This window comes from Elizabethkingia sp. YR214, assembly GCF_003058195.1.
Taxonomy (GTDB): Bacteria; Bacteroidota; Bacteroidia; order Flavobacteriales; family Weeksellaceae; genus Elizabethkingia.
The window spans coordinates 515557-531319 of record NZ_QBUH01000002.1 but is presented as its reverse complement, the minus strand read 5'-3'; the positions used below and the strand labels follow the sequence as shown (position 1 = coordinate 531319).

Below are 15763 nucleotides of genomic sequence, written 5' to 3'. Positions count from 1 at the left end.
CAATATTTTGACTTTGAGTCTTTGGAAATAGCAATCTCCTTATTTTAATTTTGTTTTATAAATTCTTTTACCTGCTGAAAATCTACGGGGAACAGTGTTGCTACTTTTTCCTTTTTTCCAAAAGTTGAAAGCTTTTCCGGAATCTCAATTCTTTCTAATATGCTTTCTTCCACAGTTTCTATAAATTTTGCAGGATGAGCAGTTTCGAGTAAAATACCATTAAAATCTTCCTGTTGTTCTTTTTGGTATTGTAATAATCCCAGATAGGCAACAGCGCCATGCGGATCTAAAAGATAACCGGATTCTTTATATACTTTCTGAACAGTAGCTTTTGTTTCTTCATCGGTAAAATAATAGCCTGATATAATCTCTCTGAATTTAGAAACGTCTTCCTGAAATAAATCTTTCATTCTCTCAAAATTGCTCGGATTTCCTACATCCATAGCATTGCTGACAGTAGAAAGTGATGGTCTGGTTTCATATATACCAGTCTCTAGATACTGAGGCACAACATTGTTGATATTGGTAGAGGCTATAAAACGATCTACAGGCAATCCCATTTTATAAGCCAGTAATCCGGCGGTAAGGTTCCCGAAGTTTCCGCTTGGTACACTAAAGACAATATTTTTATTCTCTTTTTTTAGTTGTGCATAAGCCCAGAAATAATAAAAGCTCTGTGGGATAAGCCTTGCAATATTAATACTATTGGCAGAAGTTACCTGATGTTGCTGCAACTCTTCATCTGCTAAAAGTTGTTTAGCAAGTGCCTGGCAATCATCGAAAGTTCCTTCAATTTCCAATGCTTTTATATTGCCTCCCCATGTTGTAAGTTGCTTTTCCTGCAAAGGACTTACTTTACCTTTAGGGTACAGAATATATACATTAATTCCTGGTACATTGTAGAATCCTGCTGCAACAGCACTACCCGTATCTCCGGAAGTTGCCGCAACTACCTTCATAGAGTTTCCATCTGCATAATAGGACATTAATCGCGCCATAAATCTTGCTCCAACATCTTTAAATGCCAATGTAGGACCATGAAAAAGCTCTAGACTATAAATGTTGTTATGAATTGGCACCACCGGAATCTCAAAGTTGAGAACCTCATCGATCATTTCCTTTAAAATCCCATTGGGAACAGAATCTTCTAAAAATAACTTTGCTACTTCAAAGCCAATTTCCGGTAAAGATTTATTCTCGATGTTTTCAAAAAAAGATGCAGGTAATTGCGGGATATATGCCGGCATATAGAGCCCGCCATCATCTGCTAAGCCATTGAGTACGGCTTGTTGTATATTGACACTGTGTTTTCCTCTTGTGGAATAATATTTCATTGTTATTTGGTTTGATGGTTATAGTATTACTGCTCCTTCATTATTGATTTTAGTAACCAGAGATTCACAACTGATGTTCTGGGCAGAGAGAAGCTTGTGAAGTTCGATAGCAATTTTTTCGGCTTCATCTTTATTTTTGCATAAAGCAAATACAGAAGGTCCTGAACCTGAAATTCCAAATCCAATTGCATTATGATCAAGTGACGTCTGCTTCATTTCAGCAAAATAAGGAATCAGCATAGAGCGGATAGGCTCTATAATTACATCTTTCATACTGCGACCTATAAGATCAGTGTCATTTGTACAAAAGCCTGCCACAAGACCCGCTACATTACCCCACTGTTCCACAGCTTTTTTCAATGGAACCTGCTGACGGATAATCTTTCTGGCTTCTCCTGTTGGTACATCGACATGCGGATGTACAGATACAACATGCAAATCCATTTCGGCAGGAAGTTTTACAACATCCAGAGGATCGTAGCTGCGAATAAGAACTAAGCCTCCTAATAAAGAAGGAGCAACATTATCTGCATGAGCATTTCCGGAAGCAAGCCGCTCTCCTTCCATAGCCAATGGCAGTAGTTCCTGTCGGGATAAAGGATTTTCAAATAATTCGTTTACAGCTACTAATGCTCCTACGCTACTGGCAGCACTAGAGCCTAAACCGCTATTCAGAGGCATTTTTTTGTATAATTCTATATCAACTCCCTGATTGGAGTTTATCTTTTCTAAAAACAGATTCACGACATGTCCAACCACATTTTTTTCGGCATTAAGCGGTAACTTTCCCTGGTCACCTTCTATTTTTGTAATTACCGTTTTATTACTGTTGTTGAATGATACAACAACTTCGTCTCCCGGATTATCTATAGCAAAGCCTAGTACATCGTAACCACATACTACATTGGCTACTGTTGCTGGGGCATAACATTTTATTTTTTTCATTTGAATAGTCTATTTATCTATATGGTTATAATGTGGTAACTCTTACTAAATCTGCGAAAACGCCCGCCGCTGTAACCGAAGCTCCAGCTCCCGGACCTTTAACAACTAAAGGAGTATTCTGGTATCTGGCAGTTGTAAATGATATGATATTGTCACTACCAGAAAGATTGAAGAACGGATGTGTATTATCTACCAGCATCACTTCAACTTTTATTTCATTGTTTTCCAAAATACCAATTAATCTTAGTTTTTTATTCTCCTTAGCAGCTTGCTCTTTGTATGATGCAAAATGAGGTTCATTGTTTTTAAGCTCTTTATAAAAGTCTTCTACAGAATTTGCTTTTAGACAAGCCTTCGGAAGAAAACTATTGATGTTAACATCGGAAAGTTCCAACGGCAATCCATTTTCTCTGGCCAGGATCAGCATTTTTCTTGAAAAGTCCAGTCCATTCAGATCATCCCTTGGATCGGGTTCTGTATAACCTAGCTCCTGAGCTTCTCTTACAACCTCTTCAAAAGTCCGATCTCCTGTATAATTATTGAAGATATAAGATATAGTTCCGGAAAGTATAGCCTCTATTTTTACAACCTCATCTCCGCTTATCACCAGATCATTGAGCGTTTTTATAATAGGTAATCCTGCTCCCACATTGGTTTCATACAAAAAGCTGACACCATTTTTAGCGGCCAGATGTTTCAGATTTAGATACTGAGCATAGCTTTCGGAATTACTGATCTTGTTACAGGTAACTACCGAGATATTATTCCTAAAAAGGTTTTCGTATTCTTCTACTACAAATTTGCTGGAAGTATTATCTATAAATACGGTATTGGGTAATTCGTATTTCTTGACTTCCTGTATAAAAGTTTTTAAATCAGCCTGCAGTCCTTTTTCTTCAAGCTGGTCTTTCCATCCTGCAATATTAACAGGGCTTCCATTCGCTAAGAGCATTTTTCGGGTATTGGCTATTCCTAATACTTTAATTTCTATCTTATGCTTCTCAATCAGATTGTCTGCTTCCTGACAGATTTGTCCCAGAAATTCCTGACCAATGTTCCCTGTGCCTGCACAAAAGACGTGGTAAGTTTTAACCGGAGAGAGTAAAAATGCATCGTGAATAACGTTCAGCGCTTTTGTAAGATCATCTTTAGAAATAACTGTAGATATATTAAGTTCGGAAGAACCTTGTGCTATTGCTATAATATTGATGCTATTCTTCCCAAGTGTACTGAATAACTTGCCACTAATACCTTTTGTTTTCTTCATACGTTCCCCGACAATAGCCACAATACTAATGTTGGTGTCTATTTCCGGATGTTGCAGTTTCTCATTAGTAATTTCAGAATGGAATTCTTCTTCTATAGCCAATCGAGCTTTAGCAACATCTTCTGATGCAACCACAAATGAAATACTATGTTCGGAACTAGCCTGTGTAATCAGGATAATATTAATATCATGACGGGATAAAGTGCCAAATAATCTGGCGCTGAAACCTTTTAGTCGGATCATGGTACCTACAACATTAATTAGCGCCACATTATTGATAGATGATATTCCTGTAATTAATGCCTTATCCTGAGCTTCCCTTTCTACATGGATCATAGTGCCCGGATGTTCTGGTTCGAAAGTGTTTTTAATCCATATTGGAATTTCTTTAGAGATTACAGGAACTAATGAAGGCGGATAGATTACTTTAGCACCAAAATATGAAAGTTCCATAGCTTCCTGATAGCTTAAATATTCGAGAGAATAAGCATTCCTTACCAGTCTCGGATCGGCGGTCATAAAACCATTGACATCTGTCCATATTTGTACTTCCTGAACATTGAGTGCTGCACCAAGAATAGCTGCGGTATAATCTGAACCCCCTCTTCCCAAGGTAGTTGTTACTTTATCTTTATCGGTAGCTATAAAACCAGTGATAACATATACTTTGTTTTCCAGATTTTGTGCCCATTGCTGAATATTTCGATTGGTTACATCAAAATTAACTTCAGCTTTCAGATAGTTGGAATTGGTATTGATTAAGTCTCTTGCATCTTTAAATTCTGCAGGCATGGAGGTATTGAGATATGCAGCTATAATTGGACAGGATAGCTGTTCGCCCAATGAAACAATTTTAGCTTTTGTTCTGTCGGAAAGTTCTCCTAAATGTGCAACACTGGAAAGTAAATCTTCCAGAATATTAAAATTGCCTTTAACGAGCATAAGTAAAGGATTTTGAACGGATACAGGCAGTGTTTCTTTTATCATGTCATAATGACGTTGCTCTATACTGTCCAGAATACTTTGATAGTCCTGATTGTGTAATGCTTCTTCAGTTGCTTCCAGTAAGGAGTTGGTAATTCCTGAGAATGCTGAGCATACGACAAACAAAGGTTTATCATTTTCCTTTTCTCTTTCAACAATAAGCCTGAGGTTTTTTACGGCTTCTGTACTTCCGACTGAAGTACCTCCAAATTTTAAAACTTTCATATCAATATCTATGGTTATCGGGAATAAAAAAAGGCCTTTCTGAATCTCAGAAAGGCCTTGTGCTATTTATATTTTTTGTCGTCAAATACTAATACAACCCTTCTGCGGCAATTGAATAATTGTCGTTGTGGAAGTGGATGTAATAATAGTATTTACTCTCATTTGTTCTCTAAAAACAGTGTAAAAGTATAGACAAAAAATGATTCCACAAAATATTTATCTGAAAAAAATAAAAATTTAATGTTTTTAATTTTTCAGTATATAGTTCAATATTAGTTATATCCGGGATTCTGAATAAGTTTAAAGCTTCCCTATTATTAATTTAGATGTAGACATGTGTCTAAAAAAAGCCTTCCTGAATCTCAGAAAGGCTTTGTGTTATTTTTAATGTTTGTTATAAATTAATGTCCTGCATCTTTTATTTCCTGTGGATCATGCTTATGCTTGAAGAAAATAGCAAATAACACAGCAATTACAAGAGAATAAGCAGCAAAAGTCAACCAGATATCATGCCAGTCACGTAGCATAACAGGTTGAGATAATATGCCATCGGCTAATACATCTATTTTTTGTTTAGACAAGAAACTTAAAAAATGAGAATTATCTGAGGTTGTATCCAGATGTTGAGCCAGATCAGAAACTTTATTGTAGCTCTGAGTAAAGTATTTATCAATTAGCCATCCTGAGGTTAAGCTTCCAAATACAGCACCAAAACCATTAGTCATCATCATAAACAAACCTTGTGCAGATGAACGCATTTTAGCATCTGTATTGGTTTCTACGAATAAAGATCCTGAAATATTGAAGAAGTCAAATGCCATTCCGTATACAATACATGATAAGATAATCATCCATAGTCCTGTAGAAGGATCTCCTAATCCAAATAAGCCGAAACGTAATACCCATGCAAGCATAGAGATTAGCATTACCTTTTTAATACCATATTTTTTCAGAAAGAAAGGAATTGCAAGAATAAAAAGCGTTTCCGAAACCTGAGAAATAGACATGATAATAGTAGAATACTTCACTACGAAAGATTCTGCAAATTTTGGATAGTGTCTGAATTCATCCAGGAAAACATCTCCGTACGCATTGGTTAGCTGTAATGCACCACCAAGAAACATAGAGAAAAAGAAGAATAAAGCCATTTTGTAATTTGCAAATAGCTTAAAGGCATCTAATCCTAGTGTCTGGAAGATATTAGCATTCTTATCTAGAAGCTTTTTAGGAGGACATTTAGGCAGGGAAAAAGCATAAAGTCCTAAAAGCAGAGCCGATGCACCAGCTATATAGAACTGATATTCATTTGCCTTGCTTCCTGTAAGATTGGTAATCCACATTGCTGCGATAAAACCGATTGTACCCCATACACGGATTGGTGGGAAATCTTTTACAACATCTTTTCCTTCGTTTTTTAAAACGGTATAAGATATAGAGTTATTCAGAGCAATTGTAGGCATATAAAAGCACATAGCTATAAGCATTACCCAAAAGAAAGTTCCGGGATCTGTTACCTGTGGCAGGAAAAATAATACTACTGCATATAGTATTTGCAAAATTCCATAAAGACGTTCTGCATTGATCCATCTGTCAGCAATGATACCGGAGAGTGTCGGCATAAAAATAGAGGCAAATCCCATAGTACTGAAGACAGCGCCAAACTTGGTTCCGTCCCATTGTTTTGTACCGAACCAATAATTGGCAATGGTAATTAACCAAGCACCCCAAACAAAAAATTGGAAAAAATTGAGTAGGGTTAATCGTAATTTTATATTCATAAGTTTATTAATAGGGCAGAATATCGAAATTAATCAATATTCTTTTTTCGTTTCTTTATTTCTTGCTGAAGTTCAAGAGCCGTATCGAAGTCCTCTTCCTGAACTGCTTTGTCTAGCATTTCCTGGATTTCTTCAAGTGTGTATACTTCATAACCTTTTATTTCAGGAGCCTCCTCTTCGTCTTCAGCTTTGTATTCTGTTTTATCGTCATTATCCGACAATTCCAACATAATACCTGCTTCTGTAAGGACTTCGTCTGTGGTATAAATAGGTGCATCAAAACGAACTGCCATAGCAACTGCATCGGATGTACGCGCATCCAGAATCAGTTTTTCGTTCTGATCGTTTTTAAGAATTAAATTGGAGAAGAATACTCCGTCTATGATCTGATAAATGATAATACTCTCCAATGCATAACCTACAGTGGTAATAAATTTTGAAAAGAGATCATGGGTTAAGGGTCTTGGTGGCTGAATGTCTTTTTCTAGACCCAGAGAAATAGATTGTGCTTCATAATTACCTATAACAACAGGCAGTTTTATTCCTGTTTCTTCCTGTTCCAGGATCAGTGCATAAGCTCCCATTTGGGTTTGGCTGTATGAAATGCCTCTTATGATTAGTTTCTTATAATCCATAGCTACAAATATAAAAACATCGTAGCAATAAGCCACGATGTTTTATATGATTTTGAAATTTTTACCTCAAAATTATTATCCTTTGAAAGCTTTTAACTTTTCAGTTAATGCAGGAACAATTTGGAAAGCATCTCCAACTACCCCGTAATCAGCAGCTTTGAAGAAAGGTGCTTCAGGATCATTGTTAATAACTACAATTGTTTTGGAACCATTAACACCTGCTAAGTGCTGGATTGCACCAGAGATACCCACAGCGATGTAAAGATTTGGTGAAATTGCCTTACCTGTTTGTCCAACGTGCTCAGCATGAGGTCTCCAGCCAATATCTGCTACAGGCTTAGAGCTTGCCGTAGCAGCTCCTAAAACATTAGCAAGATCTTCAATCATCCCCCAGTTTTCTGGTCCTTTCATACCACGGCCTGCAGAAACAACAATTTCAGCTTCTTTTAGGTCTAGTTTACCTGACGATTGTTCGTGGTTAATTACCTTAGTATCTTCATTAACTACTGAAAGGTTTTTAACTTCCTCAGAACCTGAAGCAGGATTTTCTTTTATACCAAATGCATTCTGAGAAACAGTAATTACAACATTTGAAGCATCTGCTTTTGCATGCATATAACCTTTACCAGAGAAAGCTTTTCTTTTTACCTGGAAAGGAGAAATAGATTCTGGTGCTGCAATTACATTGGTAATTAATGAGGCTCCTTTAGAAATCGCCAGCATTGGTGCTACTGAAGAAGCATCTGTAGTGTGAGGGAAAACAATAACGTTACCATCCAAAACTTCACTAACAGCTTGTGCATAAGCTTTAGCACTGAAGTTTTTAAGACCTTCATCTTTTACATTGATTACTTTATCTGCTCCGTACTTGTAAAGAACATCAGAAGAATCTGTAGGGTTAATTGCAATAACAGTTACGCTGTCACCAGCCTTATCTGCAACCGCTTTAGCGTAAGAAACTGCTTCGAAAGCTGCTTTCTTGTAAACGCCATTTATATTTTCTGCATATACGAATATTGCCATTTTCTTAAATTTTTAAAATTATAAATTTTGAATTTTAGATGAAAAACAGATAATTAGATAACTTTTGCTTCTTCGTGAAGTAATCTTACCAATTCATCTAAGTTGTCCGGAGAAACTAATTTTACAGCAGCTCTTGGTGGAACACTGTCAAATGAAACAGCTTCAACCTTAACTTCTGTAGAAGTAGGTTCAACAACTTGCAAAGGCTTTGTTCTTGCAGACATAATACCTCTCATATTCGGGATAATAAGGTCTTTCTCTTCTACCATTCCTTTTTGTCCGGCAATAACTGCAGGAAGTTTTACTGAGATCGTTTCTTTACCACCTTCAATTTCTCTTATAGCAGTAGCTTCACCACCATTAACTTCAAGACCTACGCAAGCGTTAACAAATGGCTGGTTAAGGATTTGTGCAACCATTCCTGGTACTGCTCCACCATTATAGTCGATAGACTCTTTACCAGCGATAACCAAATCGTAACCACCTTCCTGAGCAATCTTAGCAATTTCTTTTGCTGTAGAATAACTATCTTTAGCTTCAATATTTACTCTTACTGCATCATTAGCTCCGATAGCTAATGCTTTTCTTATAACAGGTTCTGTCCCTGCATCTCCTACATTGATAACAGTAACTGTAGCGCCCTGAGATTCTTGTAACTTTATAGCTTTTGTTAAAGCAAATTCATCAAGCGGATTAATTACCCACTGAATTCCATTTTTATCGAATGCAGATTTATCTGCTGTGAAGTTTATTTTTGCAGTTGTATCTGGTACACTGCTGATACATACTAATATTTTCATAATTAGAAATTGTGTATTGAATTTTGGCTAAGTTAATAAAAAAATGTTATGCATGCATACTAAATTTATCAAAATATATACATAGCATATTAATTACCATATAGTTCGCAGATTACAATGACTTGCTTTTAATTAATGATTAATATTGCGTTTCGCAGCTTTTAATGTGTAGTTTTTGTAATCCTGAATCAAATCCTGCAATTACTTTGGAAGCGTAGGTCTGATTTCGATTTTAGATGGTAATGTTCTTGGGTTCATTTTCATCATATCAACAATCAGTTCCCCAATATCTTCCGGCTGAATTTTCCATTCATCATTGTCTCCCGGATTATGGTTGTTAAAGTGTGATTTTACTGACCCTGGCATAATGGTAGAAACTTTTACATTATACTTTCTAAGATCCAACATTGCTGCCTGTGTAAAGCCTACAACACCAAATTTGGAGGCGTTATAGCCAGAACCATTAGCAAAGAAATTAGTTCCTGCCAGGCTGGCAATAGAAATGAAATAACCTTCAGATTTTTTCAGTGCTTCTACAGATGCTTTTAAGGTATAAAAAACACCTGTAAGGTTTGTATCTATCATATCCTGCCAGGCTTCAACAGAAAGTTCATCTACGGGAGCAAAATGACCCAATCCGGCATTTGCCACTACAAGATCAACTTGTCCAAAATGATTTTTAACTTCCTGAAGTGCTTTGTCTTCATCTTCAAAGTTGCGTACATTGGATTGTATCGCTAAAACTTTTGAAGAATCACTGGAAAGTTGCATTGCCGCGGCTTTTGCATCTTCCAGATTTCTGCCACTAATGGCCACTCTCATTCCTGCATTTAACAAAACACTGGCGATACCCAAGCCTATGCCTTTGGTACCGCCAGTGATGTATGCTACTTTATTGTTTAGCATAAATTTTATTATTTTTTTAAATCCGTATAGTATTCAAAGAAATATGGAATAGACTCAATGCCTTTGTAGAAGTTAAATAGTCCGTAGTGCTCGTTTGGAGAATGGATTGCATCTGAATCCAGTCCAAAGCCCATTAGTACAGATTTACTTCCCAATACCTTTTCGAATAATGCTGTGATAGGAATACTACCACCGCTTCTGTAAGGTAACACTTCTTTTCCGAAAGCTTTTTCCATTGCTTTTTTTGCTGCCAGGAATTCTTCTGAATCACTTGGTAAAACATATGGCATACCACCGTGATGTGGAGTAACTTTTACTTTTACATTTTCAGGAGCAATTTTATGGAAATACTTGGTAAACTTCTCAGTAATCTCTTCAGGTGTCTGATATGGAACCAAACGCATAGAAATTTTTGCGAAAGCTTTTGATGGAATCACAGTTTTAGCACCCTCACCAATATAACCTCCCCAGATTCCGTTTGCATCCAGAGTTGGTCTTATAGATGTTCTTTCCAAAGTTGTATAACCTTTCTCACCCTCTACTCCATTTAAGCCAATAGATTTTTTGAAACCTTCCGGATCATCTTTCAGTTTATTCATCTCTGCTCTTTCTTCCAAAGAGACCTCTTCTACATTATCGTAGAATCCGTCTATTGTAATTCTTCCGTCTTCGTCGATCAACTGAGCAACCATTCTTGAAAGAACATGGATAGGATTTGGTACAGCACCACCATAAAGTCCGGAATGCAAATCTCTGTTTGGTCCTTCAACTTCAACCTCTACATAGCTAAGGCCTCTTAGACCTGTAGTTACAGTTGGCTGTTCGTTTGAATAGATATGAGTATCAGAAATTAAGATTACATCATTTTTCAGCTTCTCTTTATTCTCAGAAATCCAGTCTCCAAGGCTTTCAGATCCTACTTCTTCTTCTCCTTCGATAATGAATTTTACATTACAAGGCAAAGAGTTAGTCTTCATCATTGCTTCAAAAGCTTTTACATGCATGAAGAACTGACCTTTGTCATCCGCAGAACCTCTTGCAAATACAGCTCCTTCAGGGTGTAAGGGTGTAGTTTTTATAACTGGCTCAAATGGTCCGCTCTCCCATAGCTCTAACGGATCTGGTGGTTGTACATCGTAATGACCATATACTAATACAGTTGGAAGTTTAGGATCAATGATCTTTTCACCATAAACGATCGGGTAACCTTTGGTTTCGCAAACTTCTACCTGATCTGCACCTGCTTCTTTTAAATGTTTGGCTACAGCATCTGCACAGTTAAGGACATCTTTGCTGTATGCAGGGTCAGCGCTGATAGAAGCTATCTTTAATAGATCACAAAGCTCATCCAGAAAGCGTTGTTTATTCTCCTGAATGTAATTTTGGGTTTCTGACATAATAATTTTTAATTTAGGTAAATATAAAAAATGTCCTGCGAAGCGCAAGACATTTTAATATGATAAATGTTATCTGATTATTTTTTAGCTTCTGCTGCTGGCTTAGCTGTAGCAGAGTCTTTCGCTGCTTTCACTTCTGCAGTTTTAGCAACTTTAGTACTGTCAGTCATTGCTGGCTTTTCAGCTTGTGAAGGTGCAAAGTTTGGTTCTGTTTCAGAAGGCTCCATATGATCTGAATAGCGCTCAACATCACTAGTTAACTTTACTGTATTCTTGTTTCCTCCTTGTGGAGCACTACAAGATGCTATGGCAACAACTGCTACTGCAGATAAAATATATTTTTTCATATATCTATTTTTTATTATTCTTTATCGTTATGGAATCAGCATAGCTGATTTTATGCTCTTTTTATTAACCGGTGTCAAAATTAACAATTCTACATTTCTAAGCCAAATAATGAAGCAATTTAAATTGATTTTAAAATAATTTTTCCTTTTTGGCTCTGTGTGAAGATCAGATACTGATTTCCACCATCTTTTATTTTGTATTTCTTCTTAATTTCATCCGGAGTTAACGGATAGTTTTTAGAAATGATATTAAAGCGCTCTCCTTTTTCTATTTTCTTTGCTTCTACAGGTACTACATTTAGTATCCGGCCCGGAAAATCTTCAATAAAACTGGGTGAAGTGTAAAGATGAGTATTAGGATGAAGTTTCTCCAGATTATAATGTTCAGAAATAAAATTGAACGCTCCGGATTTTAGTACAGCATTATTCGGAATATATAAGTATTCAGATGCTTCACCAAAAATAGGTTTTGATTGCTGAATAGTGTTAAAAGTAACTTCCAGTGAAGGTTCATTGCTTTCAAGGTTATGAATTTTCACTACAGTACTCTGGTTAAAATCTTTCTCTATAACAATTAAAAGTTCTTTAACCTCATTCTTTACAGCAATAATATAGATTTCTGAAATGCCTGGTACCTGAGATACAAGCATAGAAATATCCATAAGTGGCGATAGTTTTACCACTACTTTATTTGTAAACTCAAATAATTTATTTCTGATTTCAGTAATATCGGGAGACAAATCTTCCAATAGAAATTTCTTTCGATTGTGTGTATCTCTTCTCGCAGGATCTAAATAGATCAGAGAAAATTTTTGACCATTTTTTTCTAAAAAATCATCTAAATCGGAGTTTACATAATCAGTGTTAATTTTATTTAAAACCAGCCAGTTATGATGTACTATTTCAAGTAAATTTTTATTTTGTTCTACAAGAGTTGTTTTACTGAAATTTGCTGAAAGATAATAGGCATCTATTCCATAACCACTGGTAAGGTCCAGTAAGCTTTCACCAGAAAATAAATTTGCTTTAAAGGCTGCGGTTGTCTCGGAAGAGGCTTGCTCCAGATTTAATTGAGGTGGGAAAACAATTCCGTCCTGTAATAAGAACGGAAATTTCTTTTCTGCAGTTTGTCTGCCCTTTATCTGTTGGGCTATTTCCTGAATACTGACATCACTGAAAGGTGAACCGGACAGTAATAATTTTGTAATATCCTGTCGGCTATTGTCTTTTATGAACTTCTGTACTTCAGGACGAAGGATATGGCTAAACTCCATAACGTTCGGCTAACCGGACAGGTTTTATCGCAGATTCATTATATAGCTCTTCCGATGCTATTTTAGCTTCTAATGCCGGATAAAGATTTACGCCTAAAAGCTTTATCTTGCCCTCATCTAGCCAGCTTTGCTCTTTAATTGCCTGATTGTATACTAATTTCTGAATATTTCCGGATTCCAGATTGCTAATATAGCCTCCTGATTTTTCAAGTTCAAGGAAAAGCTCCCATGCTCTTTCAGCTATATCTTTTGTTGCGTCTTCTACAAAGAAACTGCCGGAGGTTGCATCTTCAAAAACATTGATAATACTTTCATAAGCCAATACAATCTGTTGTTTGAAAGATATTTCCTCAGAGACTGAGTTAGTTTCCGAAAGTTTGTAATCGTTTGCATAAACTGCATCTGCTCCGCCAATCATTGCCGAAGCTAATTCTAATGTACTTCGGATAAGATTATTCTCAGGATCATTAAGACTTTTATTTCTTAAAGATGTTTCTGCAAAAATATAAGGAATAGACTCTTTATTATATTCTTTGGATAGCTGACTGATTAAAATTTTCAGAGCACGAATCTTTGCGATTTCCAGAAAATACTGACTGCTAACTGCTACTCTGAATACAGACTGCTTAAATACATCTTCTCCATATAACTCTGCAAGTTCTTTAATCTTCAGAAGTGCAACAGCAAGCTGCTGAACTATAGAGGCACCTGCATTCTGATAGATTGAAATGTCTACTCCTATTTTTCTTTTTGCCTCAGTATTTAAAAGTACTTTCCCTGTTTCCGGGCTAAAAGTCTCTCCTTGCTCTATTCCTTTGAAAATATCCTGAAGACAAAAATAATTATTGTTTTTATCTTTTGCAGCGGCTGCATTTAAAGCAGAATCTTCATAAAAAAATACCTTATCCTGTAATCGTAAAGGTTCTTCTTTGATAAGAAAGGCATAAGCATCTTCCAATAAATAATCATTGTAAGGTGCTACCAAATGCATATTTTCTTCCAGACGGGGAAGTTTTACAGGTGCGATATTCTCTAAAGTATAAAAAGGCTTGATTTCCAAGCCTTCAATATTTTCTTTTTCCAGTACTTTATAGATATCTTCTGTTTTCAACTGTTTAGCAACCAGTTTTTCCCAATCCTGAAGATTCGTTTTTGCAAAAGACATATTTTATTTTTTTACACTGTTAGCGCTGTCAACTACCAAAATAAAGATTTCTTCATTCTTTTTCTTCATAAAGTAGTTTTCGCGGGCAAATTTTTCACGTTCAGATTTATTGAACATTAACTTCTTATAAAAATTATCATTTTTCTGATATTCTTTTTTATAATAGTCCAATTGTTCTTCATACTTCTTGATCTCTCCATTTAGTTCGTTAATAACTAAAAAAGATGTACTGTCGAAAAATGTCATCCATACCAGAAATACGGTTATAGTAATGACATATTTGTTCAGAATATATTTCCGGAGAAATCTGAATCCTGAAGATGGTTTCTTGATATCTTTAATAAGATTATCCATTTTTATACACTTTGTTTCTTTAACGAGTTATTGATAACAGTTGTTAAAAAATCAATTGCAACAGTATTGTGTCGCATATTAGGTACGATAAGGTCGGCTTCGTTTTTAGACGGCTCTATAAACTCATTGTGCATAGGTTTCAGAGTTGTCTGATAACGATGTAGAACCTCTTCCAGATCACGGCCTCTCTCTTGGGTATCACGCTTAATTCTTCTGATTAATCTCTCATCTGAATCTGCATGAACAAATACCTTAAGGTCGAATTCTTTTAATAATTCCTTGTTCGTAAGAACCAAAATGCCTTCTACAATAAGAACATTTTTAGGCTCTATAAGAATATGATCTCCTGTTCTGGAATGGGTTACAAAAGAATAAACCGGCTGATCGATCTCTTCATGATTTTTTAACTTCTTTACATGATCTAAAAGTAAGTCAAAATCTATAGACTTTGGATGATCATAGTTAAGTTTTTCTCTTTCCGCTAAATTAAGATGTTGATTATCTAAATAATAATTGTCCTGAGAAAGGACGTTTACACCTTCAATATTAAGTTGCTGAAGGATTTTGTTGACTACAGTTGTTTTTCCTGAGCCTGTACCACCTGCGATACCTATTACGAGCATTTACTTTTGATTTTGGCAAAGATAGAAAAAATGTCAATTACGATGAAAGTAATATGTGTGAAATCATTTTAGTAAATCCGGCTCGATAATGTTGTTGTCCTTTTTTTAGTCTATTTTCACCTTTTCCCCCGAAATTTCCGGAGAGATATTAAATACATAAAGGACCACAGCTTTTACCCGTGCTAAAAACTCACGAGCATGGTTTCTATAGAAGCTCTCATTGCTATTTACGTCCTGAGCATCAAAAGCATAAGCATTCATTCCCTCATTTCGTGCCATAAATAAGGCTCTCAAATTATGGAATCCCTGAGATACAATGATAACATTGTTTTCCTGATAGATATATTTACATCTGAAAATACTGGCCTGGGTATTAAAGCCTTTAGGATCTTCAATAATTGCTGACTGTGGTATCCCGCCATTGAAGATAAGATAGTTTCTCATGGCTTTAGGTTCATCATAATTCTTACTTTTTTCTCCACTTACAATAATGCGTTTTACTTTCCCGATATTGTATAAAGCCGTTACAGCATCCATACGGGTTATGAAATATGGATTTGCCCTTCCGCCTACCGTTTTTGGAGAAGTGCCGAGTACTAAAGCGCATTTCTGTGCCGGAATTTTACTCAGTTTTGTAAAGGTACGCCCATCAGTAAGGGCAACAACCCATATATTGGCTAAAAACATTAGCAAAATAAGGATTTCT

15 protein-coding genes are annotated in these 15763 nt (G+C 36.0%); all 15 read right to left on the bottom strand.

All coding sequences use genetic code 11. The features are described from left to right. Positions 1-44: 44 nt before the first annotated feature. The 15 genes from thrC to C8J95_RS05545 all read right to left on the bottom strand — a co-directional run bounded on the left by thrC (position 45) and on the right by C8J95_RS05545 (position 15744). Positions 45-1334 (bottom strand): threonine synthase, encoded by a 1290-nt coding sequence (thrC, locus tag C8J95_RS05615; RefSeq protein ID WP_107809369.1) that lies wholly within the window; start codon positions 1332-1334, stop codon positions 45-47. Positions 1335-1352: 18 nt separating this feature from the next. Further along, positions 1353-2279, bottom strand: a complete 927-nt coding sequence (locus tag C8J95_RS05610) for a homoserine kinase (protein WP_107809368.1) — start codon at positions 2277-2279, stop codon at positions 1353-1355. A 25-nt stretch (positions 2280-2304) separates the two neighbouring features. Beyond that, a complete protein-coding gene (gene thrA, locus C8J95_RS05605; protein ID WP_107809367.1) occupies positions 2305-4755 on the bottom strand; it encodes a bifunctional aspartate kinase/homoserine dehydrogenase I in 2451 nt (816 codons plus the stop codon). 401 nt (positions 4756-5156) lie between these two features. Next, positions 5157-6533, bottom strand: a complete 1377-nt coding sequence (locus tag C8J95_RS05600) for a nucleoside permease (RefSeq protein WP_107809366.1) — start codon at positions 6531-6533, stop codon at positions 5157-5159. A 29-nt stretch (positions 6534-6562) separates the two neighbouring features. Next, a complete protein-coding gene (locus C8J95_RS05595; protein ID WP_059153995.1) occupies positions 6563-7168 on the bottom strand; it encodes a bifunctional nuclease family protein in 606 nt (201 codons plus the stop codon). A gap of 75 nt (positions 7169-7243) precedes the next feature. Then, on the bottom strand, positions 7244-8191 hold the full coding sequence (locus C8J95_RS05590; protein WP_107809365.1) for an electron transfer flavoprotein subunit alpha/FixB family protein: 948 nt from the start codon (positions 8189-8191) through the stop codon (positions 7244-7246). Between the two features lie 53 nt (positions 8192-8244). After that, positions 8245-8991: an electron transfer flavoprotein subunit beta/FixA family protein gene (locus C8J95_RS05585; protein ID WP_107809364.1), complete on the bottom strand. Its 747-nt coding sequence runs from the start codon at positions 8989-8991 to the stop codon at positions 8245-8247. 201 nt (positions 8992-9192) lie between these two features. Beyond that, complete coding sequence (locus tag C8J95_RS05580) at positions 9193-9897, bottom strand: SDR family oxidoreductase (protein ID WP_107809363.1); 705 nt, start codon at positions 9895-9897, stop codon at positions 9193-9195. 8 nt (positions 9898-9905) lie between these two features. Further along, positions 9906-11294, bottom strand: a complete 1389-nt coding sequence (locus C8J95_RS05575) for a dipeptidase (RefSeq protein ID WP_107809362.1) — start codon at positions 11292-11294, stop codon at positions 9906-9908. A 77-nt stretch (positions 11295-11371) separates the two neighbouring features. After that, positions 11372-11641, bottom strand: a complete 270-nt coding sequence (locus tag C8J95_RS05570; protein WP_107809361.1) for a hypothetical protein — start codon at positions 11639-11641, stop codon at positions 11372-11374. Positions 11642-11760: 119 nt separating this feature from the next. Further along, positions 11761-12915, bottom strand: coding sequence for a class I SAM-dependent methyltransferase (locus C8J95_RS05565; protein ID WP_107809360.1), 1155 nt, complete (start codon positions 12913-12915; stop codon positions 11761-11763). Continuing rightward, positions 12905-14080 (bottom strand): methylmalonyl-CoA mutase family protein, encoded by a 1176-nt coding sequence (locus tag C8J95_RS05560; protein ID WP_107809359.1) that lies wholly within the window; start codon positions 14078-14080, stop codon positions 12905-12907. Before C8J95_RS05560 ends, C8J95_RS05565 begins: the two co-directional genes overlap by 11 nt. 3 nt (positions 14081-14083) lie before the next feature. Next, the gene (locus C8J95_RS05555) at positions 14084-14434 is read right to left on the bottom strand and encodes a septum formation initiator family protein (protein ID WP_107809358.1); all 351 of its coding nucleotides are present in this window, start codon (positions 14432-14434) and stop codon (positions 14084-14086) included. 2 nt (positions 14435-14436) lie between these two features. Then, positions 14437-15057, bottom strand: a complete 621-nt coding sequence (gene udk, locus C8J95_RS05550; RefSeq protein ID WP_009088536.1) for a uridine kinase — start codon at positions 15055-15057, stop codon at positions 14437-14439. A 105-nt stretch (positions 15058-15162) separates the two neighbouring features. After that, positions 15163-15744, bottom strand: a complete 582-nt coding sequence (locus C8J95_RS05545) for a vancomycin high temperature exclusion protein (protein WP_034867009.1) — start codon at positions 15742-15744, stop codon at positions 15163-15165. Between the last annotated feature and the right edge of the window lie 19 nt (positions 15745-15763).